17 protein-coding genes are annotated in these 21,758 nt (G+C 70.6%); 7 read left to right on the forward strand and 10 right to left on the reverse strand.

What is annotated here, in order from left to right; genetic code table 11:
- Positions 1 to 9: 9 nt before the first annotated feature.
- Positions 10 to 2,004, forward strand: coding sequence for a CocE/NonD family hydrolase (locus K4B79_RS40210; RefSeq protein ID WP_232032518.1), 1,995 nt, complete (start codon positions 10 to 12; stop codon positions 2,002 to 2,004).
- A gap of 473 nt (positions 2,005 to 2,477) precedes the next feature.
- Positions 2,478 to 2,957, forward strand: a complete 480-nt coding sequence (locus tag K4B79_RS40215) for a transglycosylase SLT domain-containing protein (protein WP_232032382.1) — start codon at positions 2,478 to 2,480, stop codon at positions 2,955 to 2,957.
- Positions 2,958 to 2,973: 16 nt separating this feature from the next.
- Here K4B79_RS40215 and K4B79_RS40220 read toward each other — a convergent pair whose 3' ends face one another.
- From K4B79_RS40220 to K4B79_RS40240, 5 genes are all read right to left on the reverse strand, one after another.
- Positions 2,974 to 3,792: an HAD family hydrolase gene (locus tag K4B79_RS40220; protein WP_232032383.1), complete on the reverse strand. Its 819-nt coding sequence runs from the start codon at positions 3,790 to 3,792 to the stop codon at positions 2,974 to 2,976.
- 93 nt (positions 3,793 to 3,885) lie between these two features.
- The gene (locus K4B79_RS40225; protein WP_232032384.1) at positions 3,886 to 4,914 is read right to left on the reverse strand and encodes a LacI family DNA-binding transcriptional regulator; all 1,029 of its coding nucleotides are present in this window, start codon (positions 4,912 to 4,914) and stop codon (positions 3,886 to 3,888) included.
- 78 nt (positions 4,915 to 4,992) lie between these two features.
- Positions 4,993 to 5,868 (reverse strand): carbohydrate ABC transporter permease, encoded by an 876-nt coding sequence (locus tag K4B79_RS40230; RefSeq protein ID WP_232032385.1) that lies wholly within the window; start codon positions 5,866 to 5,868, stop codon positions 4,993 to 4,995.
- Positions 5,865 to 6,860, reverse strand: a complete 996-nt coding sequence (locus K4B79_RS40235; RefSeq protein ID WP_232032386.1) for a carbohydrate ABC transporter permease — start codon at positions 6,858 to 6,860, stop codon at positions 5,865 to 5,867. The genes K4B79_RS40230 and K4B79_RS40235 overlap by 4 nt, the downstream gene beginning before the upstream one ends.
- Positions 6,857 to 8,194 carry an ABC transporter substrate-binding protein gene (locus tag K4B79_RS40240; RefSeq protein WP_232032387.1) on the reverse strand — a complete coding sequence of 446 codons (1,338 nt, stop codon included), beginning with the start codon at positions 8,192 to 8,194 and terminating at the stop codon, positions 6,857 to 6,859. The genes K4B79_RS40235 and K4B79_RS40240 overlap by 4 nt, the downstream gene beginning before the upstream one ends.
- Positions 8,195 to 8,596: 402 nt before the next feature.
- Between K4B79_RS40240 and K4B79_RS40245 the strand changes: the two genes are divergently transcribed.
- Both K4B79_RS40245 and K4B79_RS40250 read left to right on the forward strand, forming a co-directional pair.
- The gene (locus K4B79_RS40245) at positions 8,597 to 9,766 is read left to right on the forward strand and encodes a glycoside hydrolase family 53 protein (RefSeq protein ID WP_232032388.1); all 1,170 of its coding nucleotides are present in this window, start codon (positions 8,597 to 8,599) and stop codon (positions 9,764 to 9,766) included.
- A gap of 305 nt (positions 9,767 to 10,071) precedes the next feature.
- A complete protein-coding gene (locus K4B79_RS40250) occupies positions 10,072 to 10,287 on the forward strand; it encodes a hypothetical protein (RefSeq protein ID WP_232032389.1) in 216 nt (71 codons plus the stop codon).
- Positions 10,288 to 10,308: 21 nt separating this feature from the next.
- On the opposite strand, the gene K4B79_RS40255 is transcribed toward K4B79_RS40250, so the two are convergent.
- Positions 10,309 to 11,580, reverse strand: coding sequence for an FAD-dependent oxidoreductase (locus K4B79_RS40255; protein WP_232032390.1), 1,272 nt, complete (start codon positions 11,578 to 11,580; stop codon positions 10,309 to 10,311).
- A gap of 35 nt (positions 11,581 to 11,615) precedes the next feature.
- Positions 11,616 to 12,854: a carboxylate--amine ligase gene (locus K4B79_RS40260; protein ID WP_232032391.1), complete on the reverse strand. Its 1,239-nt coding sequence runs from the start codon at positions 12,852 to 12,854 to the stop codon at positions 11,616 to 11,618.
- 225 nt (positions 12,855 to 13,079) lie between these two features.
- Between K4B79_RS40260 and fahA the strand changes: the two genes are divergently transcribed.
- Together fahA and K4B79_RS40270 are read left to right on the forward strand one after the other, a co-directional pair.
- Positions 13,080 to 14,297, forward strand: a complete 1,218-nt coding sequence (gene fahA / locus K4B79_RS40265; protein WP_232032392.1) for a fumarylacetoacetase — start codon at positions 13,080 to 13,082, stop codon at positions 14,295 to 14,297.
- A 325-nt stretch (positions 14,298 to 14,622) separates the two neighbouring features.
- A complete protein-coding gene (locus K4B79_RS40270) occupies positions 14,623 to 15,561 on the forward strand; it encodes a M56 family metallopeptidase (protein WP_232032519.1) in 939 nt (312 codons plus the stop codon).
- 131 nt (positions 15,562 to 15,692) lie between these two features.
- Here K4B79_RS40270 and recQ read toward each other — a convergent pair whose 3' ends face one another.
- Positions 15,693 to 17,729 (reverse strand): DNA helicase RecQ, encoded by a 2,037-nt coding sequence (gene recQ, locus K4B79_RS40275; RefSeq protein ID WP_232032393.1) that lies wholly within the window; start codon positions 17,727 to 17,729, stop codon positions 15,693 to 15,695.
- A gap of 270 nt (positions 17,730 to 17,999) precedes the next feature.
- Between recQ and K4B79_RS40280 the strand changes: the two genes are divergently transcribed.
- Entirely contained in the window at positions 18,000 to 18,476 is a 477-nt protein-coding gene (locus K4B79_RS40280) for a hypothetical protein (RefSeq protein WP_232032394.1), read from the forward strand.
- A gap of 64 nt (positions 18,477 to 18,540) precedes the next feature.
- Here K4B79_RS40280 and nuoN read toward each other — a convergent pair whose 3' ends face one another.
- Entirely contained in the window at positions 18,541 to 20,190 is a 1,650-nt protein-coding gene (nuoN, locus tag K4B79_RS40285; RefSeq protein ID WP_232032395.1) for an NADH-quinone oxidoreductase subunit NuoN, read from the reverse strand.
- Complete coding sequence (locus K4B79_RS40290; RefSeq protein ID WP_232032396.1) at positions 20,187 to 21,758, reverse strand: NADH-quinone oxidoreductase subunit M; 1,572 nt, start codon at positions 21,756 to 21,758, stop codon at positions 20,187 to 20,189. Before K4B79_RS40290 ends, nuoN begins: the two co-directional genes overlap by 4 nt.

A 21,758-nucleotide genomic window follows, 5' to 3' on the forward strand; every position in this document is an offset into this window, starting at 1 on the left:
CCGATGAGCCTGCACATCCGTACGTCCTTCCCCTACGAGACGACCCACGAGGACTGCCGCATCCCGCTGTCGGACGGCACGCTCCTCTACGCGCGCGTGTGGCGGCCCCGCACCAACGAACCGGTACCCGCGATCCTCGAATACCTGCCCTACCGGCTGACCGACTGGACCGCGCCCCGCGACTGGCAGCGCCACCCCTGGTACGCGGGCCACGGCTACGCCTCCGTCCGCGTCGACGTGCGCGGGCACGGCAACAGCGGGGGCATGCCGGGCGACGAGTACTCGGCGACCGAACTGGCCGACGGGGTCGAAGTGGTCAACTGGCTGGCGGAACAGCCCTGGTGCGACGGCAAGGTCGGCATGTTCGGTATCTCCTGGGGCGGCTTCAACTCCCTCCAGATCGCGGCCCTCGCACCCGAGCCGCTCAAGGCGGTCGTCACCGTCTGCTCCACCGACGACCGCTATGACAACGACGTGCACTACATGGGAGGTTCCGTCCTCGCGGTGGACATGCACGCCTGGGCGGCGACCATGCTCGCCTTCGTCTCCCGCCCGCCGGACCCGCGGTACGTCGGCGAGGCGTGGCGGGAGATGTGGCTGGAGCGCCTGGAGGAGGTCGAGCCCTTCCTCCACACCTGGCTCGACCACCAGACCCGCGACCGCTACTGGCGGCACGGCAGCGTCTGCGAGGACTACGACGCGATCGACGCCGCCGTCCTGGCCGTCGGCGGCTGGCACGACCCGTACCGCGACACCGTGCTGCGTCTGGTGGAACATCTCCCCCACGCGCGCGTGCGGGGCCTCATCGGGCCCTGGTCCCACCAGTACCCCGACCGCGGCCTGCCGCCAGGACCGGCGATCGGCTTCCTCCAGGAGACCCTGCGCTGGTGGGACCAGCACCTCAAGGGCGTCGACACCGGCGTCATGCGGGAACCACTCCTGCGCGCCTACATCAGCGACTCCCACCCCCCGGCCACGGTCCACGACACCCTCCCCGGCCGCTGGGTCGGCGAGCCGGCCTGGCCCTCGCCCCACGTCAGGACGGTGTCGTACGACCTCCAGGGCGGCCCTCGCCCGGTCCGCTCGCCGCAGCACACGGGCGTTGACGCCGGCCGTTTCTTCCCCTTCGGCAACGACGCCGACCTGCCGCCGGACCAGCGGGAGGAGGACGCGCGGTCGATGTGCTTCGAGTTCCCGGTGGACGAGGAGACCTGGGTGCTGGGGCGGCCGAGGGTGCGGCTGAGGCTGACCTCCGGGGTGCCGCGCGGCCAGGTGATCGCGCGCCTCTGCGATGTGGCCCCGGACGGCTCCTCCACCCTGGTCACCCGGGGCGTGCTGAACCTGACGGCCCGGCAGGGGCGGGACAAGGTCGTGCCGTGGGTGCCGGGAGCCACGGAGGACGTCGAGTTCGAGCTGAACGGCATCGGGCACGCCTTTCCGGCCGGCCACCGCGTCCGCCTCGCGGTGTCCTCCGCGTACTGGCCGTGGATCTGGCCGCAGGCCGACTCGGCGGCGGGGTTCACGCTGGATCCGGCGAGCAGCGCGCTCGAACTCCCGGTGCGCGAGCGGGAGTCGGATACGGGGATCGGCTTCGAGGAGCCCGAGCAGTCCGAGCCCCTGGGCGTCAACCAGCCCGCCACGCTGGACGAACCGCGCCCCGAGCGGCTGGTCGTGCGGGACGTGGCCAAGGGCGAGTGGCGCCTGGAGGTCGACCCCCGGTACGGCGGGACCCGGCTGTATCCCGACGGGCTGGAGTTCACCGAGGACGCGCTGGAGACGTACACCATCAACGAGGCGGACCCCCTGTCGGCCCGGGCCCGCTCGGAGTGGTCGATCCGGCTGCACCGGCCGGACCTGGCCTGGGACACCACCGTGCGCACCCGTTCGGAGACCACCTGTGACGGCGAGGACTTCCTCACCTCGAACGAGGTGATCTGCACGGCGGACGGCGAGATCGTCTTCCACCGGACCTGGGAGAAGCGGATCCCGCGGACGGCGGGTTGAGGAGATATGGAGCTGAATGTCCGATTCACCGGTCTCGCGAACGCCGGTGATTTGAGTCACTCGCGGGCGGACCGGCCGGTCCGCCCGCGAGGCGCGTCACGCCTTGCCCCTCGCGCCAGTTGATCCTTGGCGGCCGCAAAGGATCAAGCGCCCCATACGCCTCGCATCCAGGTCAATAGGTGCGGTGTGTGACTCCGCTACTTGTTCCGGACATGTGCTCTCGCATACGTTCCCGGCCTGTCGGGCGGACGCCTAATCCTGCCGCCGCCCGCACACCCACCGACCAGCACCACGGCAGGAGCGGGGGAACCAGGTAGGCCGCCGGGCCGGACGTCCTCGGACACGTCTGCGGACACGTCTGCGGACATCGGAACGGCTTGGGGTGAAGTCGCGCCGAGACCCCGGCGGCGCGGCCGGGCAGCTCCCGCCCGAACCCGACAGCTCACCTCGCAGGCGACGGAGAGGACACCCCCATGTCTGCTGCCGCTCAGCACCGTCGTACCCGCTCCACGCGGCTCAAGCGCACCGTCGCGCTCGCCGGCCTCGGCGCCGCCGTGGTCGCGCTCCCCCTCGTCGGCGCGACCAGCGCGTCCGCCGCCACGCCGACGGCCGCCCCCACGGCCGTGACGTACACCAGCAACCTGGACGGCTGGATCCGCCAGTCCCTTCAGATCATGGCGCAGAACGGCATCCCGGGGTCGTACAACGGCATCTACCGCAACGTCATCCGGGAGTCCTCCGGCAACCCGTACGCGATCAACAACTGGGACTCCAACGCGGCCGCGGGCACCCCGTCCAAGGGGCTGCTCCAGGTGATCGACCCGACCTTCCGGGCGTACCACGTGGCCGGCACGGCCTTCGACCCGTACGACCCGGTCGCCAACATCGTCGCCGCCTGCAACTACGCGGCCCACCGGTACGGCTCGATCGACAACGTGTGGGGCGCGTACTGAGCGTGTGGGGCGCGTACTAGAAGTCACCCTGCGGGAAGAGTCTTTCGAGGACGACGGCGATGCCGTCGTCCTCGTTCGACAGGGTCACCTCGTCGGCCACGGCCTTGAGTTCGGGGTGGGCGTTGGCCATGGCGACGCCGTGGGCGGCCCAGTCGAACATGGGGATGTCGTTGGGCATGTCCCCGAAGGCGATGGTCCGCTCGGGGCCCAGGCCCAGGTGGTCGGCGGCCAGGGCCAGCCCCGTCGCCTTGGTGATGCCGCGTGGCTGGAGTTCGACGGTCCCGGGGCCCGACATGGTGACCGTCGCGAGGGAACCGACCACTCCGCGCGCCGTCGACGCCAACTCGTCGTCGGACAGGTAGGGGTGGCGCAGCAGCACCTTGCTGATGGGCGCGGACCACAGGTCGTCGCGCCGCCCGACGCGGACGGCGGGCAGCGTGGGGTGTGGCATGAGGTACCCGGGCTCGATGAGGGTGAGCCCGTCGACGCCGTCCTGGTCGACCGCCGCGTACACCTGGCCCACCTCGGCCTCGATCTTGCCGAGCGCCGTCTCGGCCAGCTCCCGGTCCAGGGTCACCGACCACAGCAGACGGTCCGCGCGGGCGTCGTAGACCTGCGCGCCCTGCCCGCACACCGCGAGCCCGGTACTGCCCAGGTCGTCCAGGAGCGGCCGCACTCTGGGAGCCGGCCGGCCGGTCACGACGAGGTGCCGGGCGCCGGCCGCCGCCACCCGCGCGAGCGCGGCGAGCGACCGGTCGGAGAGCGTGTCGTCGGCGCGGAGGAGGGTGCCGTCCAGGTCGGTGGCGACGAGTGAATATGCGGTGGGTGCGGCCATGATCAGAGAATACGGATGGAAAGCCCCACCGACTCGACGCGAACCGGACGGCCGCAGCCTTCACATGCGTCGACCCGCGCTCCGGTTGGGCGCTCAGGCGGAGTCCCGCACCACCAGTTCCGTCGGCAGGATCACCCCGGCGGTGTCCTCGCCGGCGATCTGGGCGAGGAGCATGCGGACCATCTCGGCGCTGATGCGGTCGAAGGGCTGGCGGACGGTGGTGAGGGCGGGGCTGACGGAGGTGGCCGCCGGGGAGTCGTCGAAGCCGCCGACAGCGATGTCATCGGGGACCGAACGGCCGGACTGCTGCAGGGCGTTGACGACTCCCTGGGCCATGAGGTCGGAGGCGACGAACACCGCCTCCATGTCGGGCGCGCGGTCCAGCAGCCGGCGGGCCGCCCGTTCGCCACCGCTGCGGGTGTAGTCGCCCTCGGCCACCAGTTCCGGGGCGTGGGGCACGCCGGCCTCGGCGAGCACCTCGCGGTAGCCGGCGAGGCGGTCGGTGCCGCCCGGGAGGTCGAGCGGACCGGTGATCATGCCGATGCGGCGGCGGCCGGTGCCCAGGAGATGGCGGACCATGTCCCGGGCGCCCTCGCGGTCGTCGGCCGCGACGTAACTCACCTTGGTACCGAGGCCCATGGGCTTGCCGCAGGCCACCAGCGGGATGCCCGCGTCCCTCAGCTCGGCGGCGACCGGGTCCCCGCTGTGGCTGGAGACCAGCAGGACCCCGTCGACATGGCCGGTGGTGATGTACCGGGTCAGCCGCCGCCGGTCGTCGTCGCTGGCCGCCAGCATCAGCAGGAGCGGGATGTCGTGGCGGGCCAGATGCTCGGTGCAGCCGCGCAGCAGGATGTTGAAGTTGGGATCCTCGAAGAACTTCTCCTGCGGCTCGGTGAGGAGGAAGGCGACCGAGTCCGAGCGGCCCGTGCTCAGGCTGCGGGCGTGCCGGTTGACCACGTAGCCGGTCTTCCTGATGGCCGCCTCCACGGACCGGCCGGCGGCCGGTGAGACGTAGTGGCCGCCGTTCAGGAAGCGGGAGACGGTGCCCCGCGACACGCCCGCCTCCCGCGCCACGTCGTGGATGGTGGGCGGGCGGCGGCGGCCGTTCGGACTGGTGGTCATGTCCCTCGTTCAGGCGGTTCGGGAACGTTCGGGCAGTTCGGGTAGTTCAGGTGGTTCAGGCGGTTCGGGAAAGGGGGTTCAGGACTTGATCGAGCCGCTCAGCAGGTCCAGGGACCAGAACCGCTGGATCACCAGGAAGAGCGCGATCAGCGGGAGGATCGCGAGCAGACAGCCGGTGATCACCAGGGTGTAGAGCGCGGGCTGCGAGGCCCCCTGGGCGAGCAGCGTGTAGAGCCCGAGCGTGATCGGGAACTTGGTGTCGTCGGCCAGCATCACGTACGGCAGCAGGAAGTTGTTCCAGATGCCGACGAACTGGAAGAGGAACACCGTGATCAGGCCCGGCATCATCATCGGCACCGCGATCCGGGAGAAGATCCGCCACTCGCTCGCGCCGTCCATGCGAGCGGCCTCCATGAGCTCGGTGGGCACCGAGGCGGCCGCGTAGATACGGACCAGGTAGACGCCGTAGGGCGACAGGATCGACGGCAGCAGCATCGACCAGTACGAGTCCGCCAGGCCCATCTTCGACAGCAGCAGATACTGCGGTACGGCGAGCACGATGCCCGGCACCAGCACGCCGGCCAGGATCAGCTTGAAGACGGCCTCACGGCCCCGGAAGCTGTAGCGGCCGAGCGCGTAGCCGCCGGCGGCGGAGACCGCGGCGGACAGCAGGGCGCCGAAACCGGCGTAGAAGGCGGAGTTGGCCATCCACTGCCAGTAGATGCCGTCCCGGTAGGCCGTCAGGTCGCTGAGGTTCTGGAGGAGGCCGGTGCCGGGGGCGAAGCTGAAGGTGGAGAAGAGCTCCGACCGGTCCTTGGTCGCCGCGATGATCACCCAGGCGATGGGGACCAGGCAGTACAGGGCGCCGAGGATCAGGACGAGGGTGGGGACCCAGGCGGTGCGCCGGGCACGGGACGGGCCGGTGGCGTCGGCGGTGAGGGTGAGGGGGGTCATGCCCGGTCCTCCCGGGTGTAGCGGTCGGAGATGCGCAGCAGGGTGAAGGAGAGGACGAACGTGGCCAGGGCCAGGACGACCGCGGTGGCCGAGGCGCCGTAGATGTCGGACTTCAGGAAGGCGCTGTCGTAGATGGCCATCAGCGGGCTCCAGGTGGACTGGAGGTTGTTCGTCAGGGGCTTGAGGGCCATCGGCTCGGTGAAGACCTGGAGGGTGGCGATCACCGAGAAGAAGAAGGTGAGGACCAACGAGGGCATCACGATCGGGATCTTGATGCTGAGCGCGATCCTGAGGTCGGACGCGCCGTCGATACGGGCCGCCTCGTAGATCTCCTGCGGGATCGCCCGGAGCGCGGTGTAGATGACGATCATGTTGAAGCCGGTGCCGCCCCAGACCGCGATGTTCGCGAAGGACAGGTAGAGGTTGCCGCCGTTGAACAGATCCGGTTCCGGCAGGCCGAACTTGTCCAGCAGGTAGTAGAACGGGCTGACGGCCGGCAGGTAGAGGAAGCCCCACATCAGGGCGGCGATGATGCCGGGGACCGCGTACGGCAGGAAGATCATCAGCCGGGCGAAGGAGGCGCTGCGGGCCTTGGGGGTGTCCAGCATCAGCGCGAAGACCAGCGCCAGGCCCAGCATGGTCGGGATGACGATGAGACCGTAGCCGAAGGCGCGCAGGACGCTGTGGCCGAACTCGGAGTTGTTCAGTACGTCGGCGTAGTTGCCGAAGCCGTTCCAGACCTCCGCGCGGGCCCCCTTGCCGAGGCCGATGCCCTTGACCTGGACCTTGTGCAGGCTGAGCCAGACCGCGTAGCCGATCGGGATCACGGTGAAGGCGGCGAAGAGCGTCAGCGTGGGCGCCAGGAACCAGTACGGCGCGCTGCGGCCACGACGGCGGGGGCTGCTGGGGCGGACGGACGGGGCGGTGCCGGTGCCGTCCGCCAAGGGCCCGACCTCGACACGGTCGGAGCCCTTGAGCGGCGCGCTGGTCATGCCTCGGTCACCTCGAAGCCCTGCTTCTTCATGTCGTCGAAGGTCTTCGACTGCATCGTGGACAGGGCGGAGAGGAACTGGGCCTCCTTCTTCGCCTTGGTGGCACTGCCGAACCCGTCCTGGAAGGCGGTGTAGGCGGTCTGCACGTTCGGGCCCCAGGCGGAGGGTGCCGCGGTCGCGGCGATCTCGGCGGCCGTGGTGTAGAAGTCGGCCTGGTTCGAGAAGAACTCGGGCGTGGTGAGGATGTCGCCGGACTGGCCCTTGGTGGCGGCCGGGTAGACGGCCGGGTACTTGACCAGGGCGGCCAGCGCCTCGGGGTCGGTGTTGATCCAGCGGGCGAACTTCGCCGCGGCCTCGGCGTGCTTGGAGTCGCTGGAGACACCGGTGGAGGAACCGCCCCAGCTGCCGGTGACGTTGTCGCCGGACTTCCACTGCGGCAGCGGGGCCATGCGCCACTTGCCCTTGGTGTCGGGCGCGGAGGAGACCAGCACGCCCGGCGCCCAGACGGCGGAGATCCAGGCCAGGTGGGTGCCCTTGTTCAGGGCCTGGTTCCAGGCCGGGGTGTACATCGGCTGGTTGTCGATGACGCCCTCCTGCACCAGGCCGCCCCAGAACTCGGCCACCTGCTGGGTGCCGGCGTCGTCGATGCCGACGGTCCACTTGCCGCCGCCGTCGACGGTCCACCACTGGCCGCCGGCCTGCTGGGCGAGACCGGCGAAGAGACCCGGGTCGTTGGAGGAGAAGGTGGTCAGATACGCGTCCGGGGCCGCCTTCTTCGCGGCGCGGGCGACCTCGGCGAACTCCGTCCAGGTCTTCGGGACGCTGAGTCCGTGCTGCTTGAACAGGTCCTCGCGGTAGTAGAACATCAGCGGCGCGGAGTCCTGCGGCACGCCGTAGACGGCGTCGGTGCCGAGGGTGACCATCTTCCACGCGCCCTCAGCAAACTCGGACTTGGCGTCCTTGACGTACTGGGAGATGTCGGCGAGGACGTCGTTGGAGACCAGGGTCGGCAGCGACTGGTACTCGGCCTGGATGAGGTCGGGCGCGTTGCCGGCCTTCTTCGCGGTGATCAGCTTGGAGACGATCTCGGCGCCGCTGGCCTGCTTGGAGACCGTGACCGTGATGTCCGGGTTCTTCTTGTTCCAGATCGCGGCGACCTTCTCCATGTTCGGCGCCCACGACCAGTAGGTCAGCTTGACCGGGCCACTGCTGTCACCGGAGTCCTTGTCGTCGGAACCGCCGCAGGCGGCGAGGGTGCTGGTCAGGCCGAGGGCTGCGGCCCCGGCGAGCATGGAACGCCTGCTGATCTGGCGGCGGTGGATCGACATCTTCATCTCCCCTGATATGGACGAGCGCCTTCGGAACGTCCCGCGTTCGCGGCAACCGCCGTGGGGGGAGGGCTGCGGACACGTGACCGAGGGGCTGTGCGCGAGGACTGCGCGGCTCTGTGATCGTGCACAGTAGAGAATTGTTTCGGCCCCTTGTCAATGGCGGGGCCGTGGGGTTACCTACTTGTTGCCCGGCGATGGATGGTGGTTTTGGGGCTGTGCACGATCACAGAAACGCGCCCTGTCGATCGGCTTCGGGGCGAGGGTGGAGGGGCGCGGGTGGGAGTGGGGTGGGGCGGCCCGCCCGGGCCACGGCCTGCCGGGGGCGGCTCCGCCGAGGCACCTTTCCTCGTTCGGTTTTTCGTTCGTTCCGCTCTTTCGTTCGTTTCGCTGTGAAGGGACTTTGAGATGCGCAGACGCAGTGTGCTCACCGCCGCGGGAGCCGCGGCGCTGGCCGTGCCCGTGCTGGGCGCGGCACCGGCGGTGGCGGCACCGGCCGTCGGCTCGGCACCGGCCGTCGGTTCTACGGCGGGTGGCCGGGGCCGCCTGGCGATCCGGGGCGTGGACATCTCCTCGCTGCCGAAGAACGAGGACCACGGCGCCGTGTACCGCACCGCCGACGGCCACCGCGTGGACCCGGTCCGGCTGCTCGCGTGGGCGGGCGTCACGCATGCGCGCCTGAAGGTGTGGGTGAACCCGGTCGACGGCTACAACACCAAGGCGCGCATCCTCCCGCTGGCCCGTCGCCTGAAGCGGGCCGGCATCGGCATCTGGGTCGACTTCCACTACTCCGACACCTGGGCCGACCCGGCGCACCAGACCAAGCCGGCCGCGTGGGCCGACCTGGACGTGGCGGGGCTGAGCAGGGCGGTCTACGACCACACGGCGGACGTTCTGGCGGCGTTGCGCCGTCAGGGCACCCCGGCCCAGCTGGTCCAGATCGGCAACGAGCTCAACGGCGGCATGCTCTGGCCCGAGGGCAACTGGGAGCACTTCGACAACCTCAGCGCCTTCCTCAAGGCCGGCCTGCGCGCCGCCCGCGACACCACCCCGCGCATCCGCACCATCCTCCACCTGGCCAACGGCGGCGACAACGGCCTGTACCGCTGGTGGTTCGACAACGTCACCTCGTACGGCGTCGACTTCGACATCATCGGCCTCTCCTACTACCCGTTCTGGCACGGGCCGGTGGAGCAGGCCGCCGCCAACATGGCGGACATCACGGCCCGTTACGGCAAGCCGTGCGTGATCGCCGAGACGGCCTACCCGTTCACGCTGGAGAGCGAGGACGACGTCAACGACATCATGAACGACCCCTCGCAGCTCACCCCCGGCTTCCCCGCCACCCCCGACGGCCAGTCCGCCTGGCTCCGCGCGGTCGCCGACCTCGCCGCCGCCGTCCCCGACGGCCAGGGCCTCGGCTACTGCTACTGGGAGGGCGCCTGGACCTACCGCGAGGGCAGCGGCTGGGACCCGACGAACCCGGCCTCGGGCAACGCCTGGGAGAACCTCGCCCTGTTCGACTTCGAGGACAGGGCCCTGCCGGGGCTGCGGACGCTGGGCCGGTACCGGTCGTAGGGGCTCCGGCGGCGCGCCGTGCAGTGCCGTGCCTTGGCGTGCCGTGGCGTGGCGTGCCTTGGCGTGTGCGGGGTGTACCGGGCTACACCTCGCACACGGAAGCGGGCTCCCTCGTGGCGGCGGGTCGGCTGCGGAATCGTGGGCGGTACGAGATTCCGAGAAAGGGACCGTCCATGCGCCGTCGCCAAAGCCGTAGCCGTAGCCGTAGCCGTAGCCGTAGCCGTAGCCGTAGCCAAAGTCCTAGCCGTGGCCGTGGCCGTGGCCTCACGATCGCCGCCGTCCTCACCGCCGTCACCCTGACCGCCGTGCTCGCCACCGGCTGCGATCCCGACGCCGACGACGTCGACCACTCACGGGGCTGTGTGTCCGGCGCCTCGGGCAGCGAGGTCGACAAGGCCGTCCGACAGCTCGACCAGGCGATCGAGGACTACAACAAGGCCGTCCTGAACGGCGACTCCGACCCGGACTCCAGCGCGATCGACGCGGCGACGGCGCGGCTGAAGGACGTGTGTGCGTCGTGAGTCACGGGGGGGGGTCGGCTGTCAGGCGTGTGCCGCGGCCAGGTGCCTCACCAGCCTCGGTGACGCGAACTCCGTCCCGCACACGAACCGCATCACCGGCCCGTACGACCCCGCCGCCGGCAGACCCGTGAAGTACAGGCCCGGTATCGACGACACGTATCCCGCGCCCAGCTTGGGCGTGCCGCGGCTGACCGCGAGGCGGGTGCGGAGTTCGGGGCCGAGGAAGTCCATGGCGGCGACGTCGACGCGGTAGCCGGTGGCCGCTATGACGTGGTCGGCGGAGAGACGTTCGGTACGGCCCGTGTGGCTGAGGACGGTGAGGCCGGGGTGGCCGTCCGTCGTGTCGGCGCGCAGGACGCGGTCGACCTCGCTGACCCGCACGCTGTTCTCGAAGCGCTCCCGCAGCCACCAGGCGCCGAGCGGGCCGAGGACCCGGCGGACCAGGTGGTGACGGACCTGGGCCGGCAGGTGGCGGTAGGGGTGCGGGTAGTAGCTGAGCGCCCACAGCGACCAGGCCCGGCCGAACGGGGACTCCGGGCGCAGCCTGGGCTGCTTCCATGGGGGCGCGCCGAACGCGACACTGCCGCGCCCGCGCGCCACCACGCGCACCCGCGCGCCCGCCTCCGCCGCCAGCGCCGCCGTCTCCAGCGCGGACTGGCCCGCGCCGACGACGATCAGGTCCTTGCCCGAGTAGCGGCCGAGGTCGTGGTGCTGGGAGCTGTGCGAGAACGGGCCGGTGGGCGCGGGCCCGTCCGGCGCGGCCGCGGCCAGTTCGGGCGGCAGGTGGGCGAGGCCGGACAGGCCGGTCGCGACGACGACCGCCCGCGCGGTGATCAACTCGCCCGAGTCCAGCTTCAGTTCGAACCCACCCGCGCCTCCGGTCCCGTCGCCGGTCCTGTCTCCGGCCCCGTCGCCGGTCCCGCCACCGTTCCCGTCTGCGGTGGTGCGGCGGTCCACGGAGACCACCCGCACCCGCTCCAGCTCGGGCACCAGCTTCTGCTGGAACCACTCGCCGTACGCGACGAAGGTCTCGACCGGGATGATGTCCTCGTCCGTCACGAGCCGCGGTATGCCCGCCGCGTCGCAGTAGTCGGCGAGGGTGTGGCCGCGCTGCGGGGCGTCGAGGCTGGAGGCGACGGGGGTCGACTTCAGGAACATCCCGGCGGGCATGTGGTCGCGCCAGCTCACCATGGGTTCGCCGAAGACGCGTACGGGAATGCCGTGCGCCCGCAGGTGTGCGGCGGTCGACAGACCGAAGGGTCCGGCACCGATGACTGCTACCGGTTGGATCACGAAGTCCCTCCCCAGGACGACTTGCCTACTTCGTGTCAACTGCTGGTGTTGCCGAGGCGGTTGGTGCGCCACAGCTGGTACAGGTGCTTCGCGCCCGGCCGCACGAAGCGCGCGAGCATCGTGAGGAACGGCAGCGGGTCGTCACCCGCGAGCCAGGCCAGCTCCGTACCGCTCGCCCGCGGTGGTGCGTGCGGTGTCGTGTAGCCGCTGCGGCGGTAGGCGAGCAGGGCGGGCAGGTCGATGTTCTCCACGATGTACCGGTGGCCGGCCCGCTGTTCCCCCTCCGGAACGGGGCGTCCGGTCAGATCCAGATGCATGGCCCGGACGACGTCCACCCCCGACTCGCTCTCGAAGAGCCGGAACTGGGCGCCCATCCGTGGATTGAAGTCGAGCAGTTTGTACTGTCCGTCGCGCCGGTCGAAGCGCAGGTCGAGGTCGATGATTCCGGTGAAGCCGATCTGTTTGATGAAACGCGCGGCGAGGTCCGCGAGTTCCGGATTGTCCACTACGTACGCGTTGGCCGTCATCCCCGCGTGCGGCGGCCACGAGCGGACCTTGACTCCGGTGAACAGGGCCAGCGGAGTGGAGTCCCGGTCGAAGTAGGCGTGCACGATCCAGTCCTCGGCCGCCTCCCGCGGCAGGTACTCCTGGAGGATCACCCCGGGCCGCTCGCCCCAGTCGCGGGCCAGCGTGAGCAGCCCCTCCCGGGTGGCGATGCGGGTGGTGCCGTTCACGGCCGGCCGGGTCCGCCGCACGAACGCCTCGCGGTTCTTGGCCACCACCGGGAAGCGGGCTTCCCCGGCGAAGGTCACGATGTCGTCGTAGGACCGCGGGAAGGCGGCCGTCGGGCTCGGGATGCCGTGTTCCACGCAGAGTTCGTGCAGACCCTGCTTGCTGGCGAGGCGGCGCGGCAGGGCGGCCTCGACGTGCGGGAAGAGGAAGCGGCCGGAGAGTTCGAGCTGATGCTCGGCGATCAGGACCGCGGCCTCCTCGTCGGTGGGGATGAGGACCGCGGGGCGGCCGATCCGGCGCCCGACGCGCAGCAGTCCCTCCACCAGACGGTCGGGATCCTCCGTCCCCGTCGTCGGCCACACGAACGCGCGCTCCAGATACCGGGAGGCGGCCGCGGGCGTGTATCTGTCCTCGGTGATTGCATACATCGGGACGCCGAGACGCCCCAGACTCCGGATGGCGCCGACGCCGCCGTGGTGCAACGGGTAGTCGCCGAACTTCACGATCAGGCCCGGCACGTCACGGGCGACGGAAAACGGCACACTGCTGTCGCTCCTGGCCACGGGTCCCCCCACGTGTCCCCCTACGGACCGGACCCACCCCGTCCGTGTCCCCCCAAAGGACGCTAAGCCGGAATTGACACCTCCGACAAGGATTTTCCGGACATTGCAAACTCTTTAGACACTGCCCACAGCGGGCAACTCAGCCGTAACGTGTGGCTCGTCCAGATCGACCGCACGGCATGCACGAGAGTGAGGCAGCACCCCATGCCCCCCTTCGATGTCCCCGAGGGCGACCCCTTCGGTACGCACAACCTTCCGTACGGCGTGTTCTCGCTCCCCGGATCCGTCGACCGGCGGGTCGGCGTCCGCCTGGGCGACCAGGTCCTCGACGCGGGCGCGGCAGCCGCCGCCCTCGGTTCGCCGTACGTCTCCCTCCTCGCCCGCCCGTCCCTCGGCCCGCTCCTCGCCGCCGGCCGCACCGCCTGGTCCGACGTACGCCGCGCGCTGACCGCCTGGGTCACGGTGCCGGCGCACCAGGCGGCGATCGCGGAGCTCTTCCACCCCCTGTCGTCGGTCACCCTGCACCTCCCCTTCGAGGTCGCCGACTACGTCGACTTCTACGCCTCCGAGAACCACGCCCGGAACGTCGGACAGATCTTCCGCCCCGACGCCGCGGACTCCCTCACGCCCAACTGGAAGCACCTGCCGATCGGTTACCACGGCCGGTCCGGCACGGTGGTGGTGTCGGGGACGGATGTCGTACGACCGTCCGGCCAGCGGAAGGCTCCGGCGGACGCGGCTCCCGTCTTCGGCCCCTCCGTCCGTCTGGACATCGAGGCGGAGGTCGGCTTCGTGGTCGGCGCGCCCTCAGAGATGGGCCGGCCGGTCCCCCTCGGCGACTTCCGGGAGCACGTCTTCGGTCTCTGCCTGCTGAACGACTGGTCGGCACGCGACATCCAGGCCTGGGAGTACGTCCCCCTCGGCCCGTTCCTCGGCAAGTCCTTCGCCACCTCCGTCTCGGCGTGGATCACCCCGCTGGACGCGCTGGAGGAGGCGCAGGTGACTCCCCCGGAGCGCACGCACCCGCTGCTGCCGTACCTGGACGACACCGGCTCCGAGGCCGAGCCCGGCGGATACGACCTGCGGATCTCCGTCGCCGTCAACGGACATGTGGTCTCGGAGCCCCCCTTCTCGACCATGTACTGGACGGCCGCCCAGCAGCTGGCCCACATGACGGTGAACGGCGCGTCACTGCGGACCGGCGACCTGTACGGCTCGGGAACGGTGAGCGGACCCTCCGAGCGGGAGCGGGGCTCCCTGCTGGAACTGACCTGGAACGGCCGGGACCCGCTCGAACTGCCCGACGGCAAGCGGACGTTCCTGGAGGACGGCGACGTGGTGACCCTGTCGGCCTGGGCACCGGGACCGGACGGGGTCCGGGTGGGGCTGGGCGAGGTGACGGGGCGGGTGGTGGCGGGCTGAGAAAGGCCTGCGGGGCTGAGAAAGGCCTGCTCACGTCCCAGGACGTAGCACTTGTCCCACCGGACGTCTCCCGACACCTGCCGTGAGCCGCCCGTCGCCGTCATACTGGGGGTGGCGGGCTGCGTCGTGGGGACGACGACGGATGCTCACCACCCCGCACAACCCGGCCGGTGTGTCGTGCTCCTTCCCTCTCGGAGGCTCGGATTCCTCTCGGAGGCTCGGACATGCGCACCCGGAACGCTGTGCATCCGTACGCCCCTCGCACCGCACCCGTGGCCGCCCCTGCCCCCGACCAGGATCCGGAGCCCGTGGCATGACCAGTGGCATGACCGTCTGCCTGCTCCTGCTGAGCGCCGTCGGCCTGACGGCCGCCGTGCCGGTCCCGCGCGCGCTGACCCGGGCCGCCTGGCCCGAACGGGACCCGGTGGTCGGACTGTGGGTCTGGCAGTGCCTGGTCGCCACCGTCCTGCTGTGCTGCCTGACCGCCCTGGTCCTGGGCACCGCGGCCGTCTTCCACACCGTCCGCGACCACGTCTTCGCCCCGGCACCGCCCGCCGTGACCGCGGCGTACGACCTCTCCGCCGCGCCGCTGTGGGCCGTCACCGTCACCGTGCTGCTGGCCGGCGGGGCCGCCTGGACGACCGCGATGCTCGCCCGTGAGCTGGTCGAGGCACGCAGGCGGCGCGGCCAGGCCCGCCAGCACCTGCGCGAGCGCGCCCCGGACCTGCCGGCCGGCCTCGGCGAGACACGCGGCCCGCTGCTCGTGCTGGAGGACGAGTACCCGGACGCCTGGTGGATGCCCGGCAACCCGCCCCAGCTGATCGTCACCACCGGCGCCCTGCACCGCCTCACCGACCACCAGCTCGACGCGGTCCTCACCCATGAGCGCGGCCACGCCAGGGCCCGCCACGACTGGCTCCTCCACCTCTCCACCGCACTGGCCACCGGTTTCCCCCGTATCCCGCTCTTCTCCCATTTCTGCGACCAGACCCACCGCCTGGTCGAACTCGCCGCGGACGACACGGCGTCCCGCCGCTGCGGCCACCTGACCACCGCCTTGGCCTTGATCGAGCTGAACCAGCACCGCGGTGTCCTCTCCTGCGCGAGCAGCCACCGGCTGCTGGGCGAGCGAGTGGACCGGCTGCTGGAGCCGCAGCCACGGCCCCGGCGGCGGCACCGGGCCATGACGACCGCGGTGGCCGCGTTGGTCCCGCTGCTGCCCCTGCTGATCGTTTTCGGCCCTGGACTGACGGCGCTGGCGTAGGAGGAGAGGGCGCAGAGACGGTGACGTAGGGGCGGTGGCCCAGGGGGCAGTGTTCCGGCTGCGCCCCTCAGGTGGATCCCGCCGCCGTCACGCCGTCCCCGTACGCCAGGCCCCTACATCCGGTCCGTCCCCTACATCCAGTCCTCCGGCTCGGGCTCCGCGTCCATCTCCGGCCAGTAGTCCGCCCCGGGATCCGTCTCGCGCGCCGGACGCGGCACTGTCGGGGCGGGTGCGGCCGGAGCAGGTGCCGCCGGAGCAGATGCCGGTGCCCCAGGAGCCTCGCCGAGCCCGGCCAGGACTCCGACCACGCCCTCCCCGTACGTCACCAGTTTCTTCTCGCCCACCCCGCTGACACCGCCGAGCTGCTCGACGGACGTGGGCCAGACGGTGACGATCTCCCGGAGTGTGGCGTCATGGAAGATCACGTAGGCCGGAACGCCCTGTTCGCGGGCCTGCTCGGCGCGCCAGGCACGCAGCGCCTCGAAGGCGGGGACCAGTTGCTCGGGCAGCTCGGCAACGGCGGCCTTGGCCTTGCGCTCGCCCCGACCGGAGCCGGACGAGCCCGAGGAGCCCGAGGCCGATCTCGAGGTGACCGCCTTCTTCGGCTCCTTGCGCAGCGGCACCTCCCGCTCCCGCCGCAGTACCGCCCCGCTGGCCTCGGTCAGCACCAGCGTGCCGTACTCCCCCTCGACCGCGAGCAGCCCCTGCGCCAGCAACTGCCGTACGACACCGCGCCATTCGCCCTCGGAGAGCTCCTCGCCGATCCCGAACACCGACAGCTGGTCGTGGTCGAACTGGATCACCTTGGCCGAGCGCTTCCCCAGCAGGATGTCGACGATCTGCACGGCGCCGAACTTCTGCCCGCGCTCCCGCTGCAACCGCACCACCGTCGACAGCACCTTCTGCGCGGCGACAGTGCCGTCCCAGGTCTCCGGCGTCGTCAGGCAGGTGTCGCAGTTGCCGCATCCGGTCGGATCCGGGTCCTGGCCGAAGTAGTTGAGAAGCTGTCCGCGTCGGCACTGGACGGTCTCGCACAGCGCCAGCATCGAGTCCAGGTGGGCCGCGGCCCGGCGCCGGAACGCCTCGTCGCCCTCGCTGGACTGGATCATCTTGCGCTGTTGTATGACGTCGTTGAGGCCGTACGCCATCCATGCCGTGGACGCCAGCCCGTCGCGGCCGGCGCGGCCGGTCTCCTGGTAGTAGCCCTCGACCGACTTGGGCAGGTCGAGGTGGGCGACGAAGCGGACGTCCGGCTTGTCGATGCCCATACCGAAGGCGATCGTCGCGACCACGACCAGGCCGTCCTCCCGGAGGAAGCGGGACTGGTGGGCCGCGCGGGTGCCCGCGTCCAGACCGGCGTGGTACGGCACCGCCTCGATGCCGTTGCGGGAGAGGAACTCCGCCGTCGTCTCCACCGACCGGCGCGAGAGGCAGTACACGATGCCCGCGTCGCCCGCGTGCTCCTCGCGCAGGAAGCTCAGCAGCTGCTTCTTGGGGTCGGCCTTGGGGACGATCCGGTACTGGATGTTGGGCCGGTCGAAGCTCGCCACGAAATGGCGGGCCGTCGGCATCTTCAGCCGCTGGGTGATCTCCTGGTGCGTGGCGTGCGTGGCCGTCGCCGTGAGCGCGATCCGGGGCACGTCCGGCCAGCGCTCGCCCAGCAGCGACAGCGACAGGTAGTCGGGGCGGAAGTCATGCCCCCACTGGGACACACAGTGCGCCTCGTCGATGGCGAAGACCGCGATCTTGCCGCGCGAGAGAAGATCCAGCGTGGAGTCGAGCCGCAGCCGCTCCGGCGCGAGATACAGCAGGTCGAGCTCGCCCGCCAGGAACTCGGCCTCCACCACGCGCCGCTCGTCGAAGTCCTGCGTGGAGTTCATGAACCCGGCCCGCACACCGAGGGCCCTGAGCGCGTCCACCTGGTCCTGCATCAGCGCGATGAGCGGCGAGACCACGATGCCGGTACCCGGTCTGACCAGGGACGGGATCTGGTAGCACAGCGACTTGCCGCCGCCGGTGGGCATGAGGACCACGGCGTCCCCGCCGGCCACCACATGCTCGATGACCGCTTCCTGCTCGCCACGGAAGGCGTCGTATCCGAAGACCCGGTGCAGCGTGGCCAGCGCCTCGCTCTCGCTCGTGTCCGGTGTCCCGGTGATCCCTGGCATCTCGATGATTCCGCCCGTCCCGCCCATCGTTTTGTCCCCCGTACGTCGTCCCTCGACCACTGCCTCCACGATAGGGGTCCGGACCGACAGCGCCGGAGTTATCCACAGGCCGGTCCGGTGACGTTCCGTGCTCATGCGATCGGCCCATGCCGTATGGCGCCCCCTTCCGGGGCGAGGACATGCTGCTCGGGCGGGTCGGGGAGGCCCGCCCCCCTCTCGACGGACGGTGCGCCGCACAGGTGCGCCTCTCCCGCCCCAAGGAGAACCACCATGGCCCTTCGGCCTCTCACAGCAGTCCTCACCGTCACGGCGGCCGCGGCCCTCTCACTGACCGCCGCACCCGCGCAGGCGGCCGAGCCGGACCCGTTCGCCTGGACGGAGCTGACGAAGACGTACACGGCCACCGGGAAGTACGGCTACGAGCCGCTCGCCAAGAGCGGCGGCTACCAGCGCACCAATGACTGCGTCGCCAAGATGGGCTACCACTACGTCAATCCGCAGTACGTCAACAGCCTGGACCCGGCGACGCCTGCGGCCCTGCTGTACGAGAACGGGCCGCGCGGGCGCAAGCTGATCGCGGTGGAGTGGGTCGTCGAGGACAAGGGCCAGGACACGCCGGAGCTGTTCGGCGAGGAGTTCGACGAGGGCCAGCTGCCCGGCCACTTCACGCTGCACGCCTGGATCTACAAGACCAACCCCGACGGCCTCTTCGAGGGCTTCAACCCCACGGTGAAGTGCCCGGCCTGACCGGACGCGCGCGGGCCCCGGCTCCCCCAGGGGGAGCCGGGGCCCGTCGTACGGAACCCGCAGGTCAGCGCACGAACACTCCCGCCTGGTTCGCCAGGTCCAGGAAGTACTGCGGCGCCACACCGAGCACCAGCGTGACCGCCACGCCGACCCCGATCGCCGTCATCGTCAGCGGCGAGGGAACGGCCACGGTCGGTCCGTCGGGCCGCGGCTCGCTGAAGAACATCAGCACGATGACGCGGATGTAGAAGAACGCGGCGATCGCCGACGAGATCACACCGACCACGACCAGCGGGGCCGCGCCGCCCTCCGCCGCCGCCTTGAACACGGCGAACTTGCCCGCGAAACCGGACGTCAGCGGAATGCCCGCGAAGGCCAGCAGGAACACCGCGAACACGGCGGCGACCAGCGGAGACCTGCGTCCGAGCCCCGCCCACTTGGACAGGTGCGTCGCCTCACCGCCCGCGTCGCGCACGAGCGTGACCACCGCGAAGGCGCCGATCGTCACGAACGAGTACGCGGCGAGGTAGAAGAGGACGGACGACACCCCGTCCGGCGTGGTCGCGATGACACCCGCGAGGATGAAGCCCGCGTGCGCGATCGACGAGTACGCCAGCAGCCGCTTGATGTCGGTCTGCGTGATCGCGACGATCGCGCCGCCGAGCATGGTGACGACCGCGACGCCCCACATGACCGGCCGCCAGTCCCAGCGCAGGCCCGGCAGCACCACGTACAGGATCCTCAGCAGCGCGCCGAAGGCCGCCACCTTGGTCGCCGCCGCCATGAAGCCGGTCACCGGGGTCGGGGCGCCCTGGTAGACATCGGGCGTCCACATGTGGAACGGCACCGCGCCGACCTTGAACAGCAGACCCATGATGATCATCGCGGCGCCGACGAGCAGCAGCGCGTCGTTGCCCATGGTGTCCGCGAGGGCCGGGTTGACGGTGGTGACCGTGCCGTCGACGACCCGCGCGATCGTGGCGTACGACATCGAGCCCGCGTAGCCGTACAGCAGGGCGATGCCGAACAGCGTGAACGCGGAGGCGAACGCGCCGAGCAGGAAGTACTTGACCGCGGCCTCCTGCGACAGCAGCCGCTTGCGGCGGGCCAGCGCGCACAGCAGGTACAGCGGCAGGGAGAAGACCTCCAGGGCCACGAACAGCGTCAGCAGGTCGTTGGCCGCCGGGAAGATCAGCATGCCGGCGATCGCGAACAGCAGCAGCGGGAACACCTCGGTGGTGGTGAACCCGGCCTTCACCGCGGCCTTCTCACTGTCGCTGCCCGGCACGGAGGCGGCCTGCGCGGCGAAGGAGTCGACGCGGTTGCCGTGCGCCTCGGGGTCGAGGCGCCGCTCGGCGAAGGTGAACAGGCCGACCAGGCCCGCCAGCAGAATCGTGCCCTGGAGGAACAGGGCCGGTCCGTCGACGGCGATCGCGCCCATCGCCGCGATGCCCGCCTTGGTGGTGGCGTACCCGTCGACGGAGAGCGCCACGACCGCCGCGAAGGCGGAACACAGCGCCACGACGGACACGAACAGCTGGACGTAGTACCGCGACTTGCGCGGGACGAACGCCTCGACCAGCACCCCGACGATCGCCGCACCGACGATGATCAGCGTGGGCGACAATTGTCCGTATTCGATCTTCGGCGCGTCGATCTTCGAGATCGGGTCGGCCGCGTTTGTCCACAGGCTGTGGACGGCTGATGCGCTCACTTGGCCGCCTCCACCTCGGGCTGGGGGTCCTTCTTCTGTACGTCGGACATGGTCTGCTTGACCGCCGGGTCCACGATGTCCGTGACGGGCTTCGGGTAGACGCCCAGGAAGATCAGCAGGACGACCAGCGGGGCGACGACCACGAGCTCCCGCACCCTGAGGTCCGGCATCGAAGCCACCTCGGGCTTCACCGGGCCGGTCATCGTCCGCTGGTAGAGGACGAGGACGTAGAGCGCGGCCAGCACGATGCCGAAGGTGGCGATGATCCCGATCACCGGGTAGCGCGCGAACGTGCCGACCAGGACGAGGAACTCACTCACGAACGGCGCGAGCCCCGGCAGCGACAGGGTCGCGAGGCCGCCGATCAGGAAGGTGCCGGCGAGCACCGGGGCGACCTTCTGCACTCCGCCGTAGTCGGCGATGAGCCGCGACCCGCGCCGCGAGATCAGGAACCCGGCCACCAGCATCAGCGCGGCGGTCGAGATGCCGTGGTTGACCATGTACAGCGTCGCGCCCGACTGGCCCTGGCTGGTCATCGCGAAGATGCCCAGGATGATGAACCCGAAGTGCGAGATCGACGCGTACGCCACCAGCCGCTTGATGTCCCGCTGCCCGACCGCGAGCAGCGCGCCGTAGATGATGCTGATGAGCGCCAGGACCAGGATGGCGGGTGTCGCCCACTTGCTCGCCTCCGGGAACAGCTGGAGGCAGAAGCGGAGCATCGCGAAGGTGCCCACCTTGTCGACGACCGCCGTGATGAGGACGGCGACCGGGGCGGTGGCCTCCCCCATCGCGTTCGGCAGCCAGGTGTGCAGCGGCCACAGCGGCGCCTTCACCGCGAAGGCGAAGAAGAAGCCGAGGAACAGCCAGCGTTCGGTGTTCGTCGCCATGTCCAGCGAGCCGTTGGCCCGCGCCTCGGCGATCTCCTGGAGGCTGAAGTTCCCCGCGACCACGTAGAGGCCGATCACCGCGGCCAGCATGATCAGGCCGCCGACCAGGTTGTAGAGGAGGAACTTCACGGCCGCGTAGGAGCGTTGGGCCGCAGCGTTCTCGTCCGTGCCCGCGTGGGCCCGGTCCCCGAAGCCGCCGATGAGGAAGTACATCGGGATCAGCATGGCTTCGAAGAAGATGTAGAAGAGGAAGACGTCGGTGGCCTCGAAGGAGATGATCACCATCGCCTCGACGGCCAGGATCAGGGCGAAGAAGCCCTGCGTCGGCCGCCAGCGCCGGTTGCCGGTCTCCAGCGGGTCGGCGTCGTGCCAGCCCGCCAGGATGATGAACGGGATCAGCAGCGCCGTCAGCGCGATGAGCGCGACCGCGATGCCGTCCACGCCCAGTTCGTACCTGACCCCGAAGTCCGCGATCCAGGCGTGGGACTCGGTGAGCTGGTAGCGGTCGCCGTCCGGGTCGAAGCGGACCATGACGGTGATCGCGAGGGCGAGGGTGGCGAGCGAGACGAGCAGTGCCAGCCACTTGGCGGCGGTGCGCCGGGCGGCCGGTACGGCGGCCGTGACGATCGCCCCCACGGCCGGGAGCACCGCCGTCGCTGTCAGCAGAGGAAAGGACAT

This window comes from Streptomyces lincolnensis, assembly GCF_021173675.1.
GTDB classification, from domain to species: Bacteria; Actinomycetota; Actinomycetes; order Streptomycetales; family Streptomycetaceae; genus Streptomyces; species Streptomyces lincolnensis_B.

What these genes read in the sequence shown, in the direction of transcription:
- K4B79_RS40245 (WP_232032388.1), top strand. Translation starts at nt 8,597, where the DNA reads ATGCGCAGACGCAGTGTGCTCACCGCCGCGGGAGCCGCGGCGCTGGCC.
- K4B79_RS40225 (WP_232032384.1), bottom strand. Translation starts at nt 4,914, where the DNA reads ATGACCACCAGTCCGAACGGCCGCCGCCGCCCGCCCACCATCCACGAC.
- fahA (WP_232032392.1), top strand. Translation starts at nt 13,080, where the DNA reads ATGCCCCCCTTCGATGTCCCCGAGGGCGACCCCTTCGGTACGCACAAC.
- K4B79_RS40215 (WP_232032382.1), top strand. Translation starts at nt 2,478, where the DNA reads ATGTCTGCTGCCGCTCAGCACCGTCGTACCCGCTCCACGCGGCTCAAG.
- recQ (WP_232032393.1), bottom strand. Translation starts at nt 17,729, where the DNA reads ATGCCAGGGATCACCGGGACACCGGACACGAGCGAGAGCGAGGCGCTG.
- K4B79_RS40270 (WP_232032519.1), top strand. Translation starts at nt 14,623, where the DNA reads ATGACCGTCTGCCTGCTCCTGCTGAGCGCCGTCGGCCTGACGGCCGCC.
- K4B79_RS40280 (WP_232032394.1), top strand. Translation starts at nt 18,000, where the DNA reads ATGGCCCTTCGGCCTCTCACAGCAGTCCTCACCGTCACGGCGGCCGCG.
- K4B79_RS40290 (WP_232032396.1), bottom strand. Translation starts at nt 21,758, where the DNA reads ATGTCCTTTCCTCTGCTGACAGCGACGGCGGTGCTCCCGGCCGTGGGG.
- K4B79_RS40235 (WP_232032386.1), bottom strand. Translation starts at nt 6,860, where the DNA reads ATGACCAGCGCGCCGCTCAAGGGCTCCGACCGTGTCGAGGTCGGGCCC.
- K4B79_RS40220 (WP_232032383.1), bottom strand. Translation starts at nt 3,792, where the DNA reads ATGGCCGCACCCACCGCATATTCACTCGTCGCCACCGACCTGGACGGC.
- K4B79_RS40240 (WP_232032387.1), bottom strand. Translation starts at nt 8,194, where the DNA reads ATGAAGATGTCGATCCACCGCCGCCAGATCAGCAGGCGTTCCATGCTC.
- K4B79_RS40230 (WP_232032385.1), bottom strand. Translation starts at nt 5,868, where the DNA reads ATGACCCCCCTCACCCTCACCGCCGACGCCACCGGCCCGTCCCGTGCC.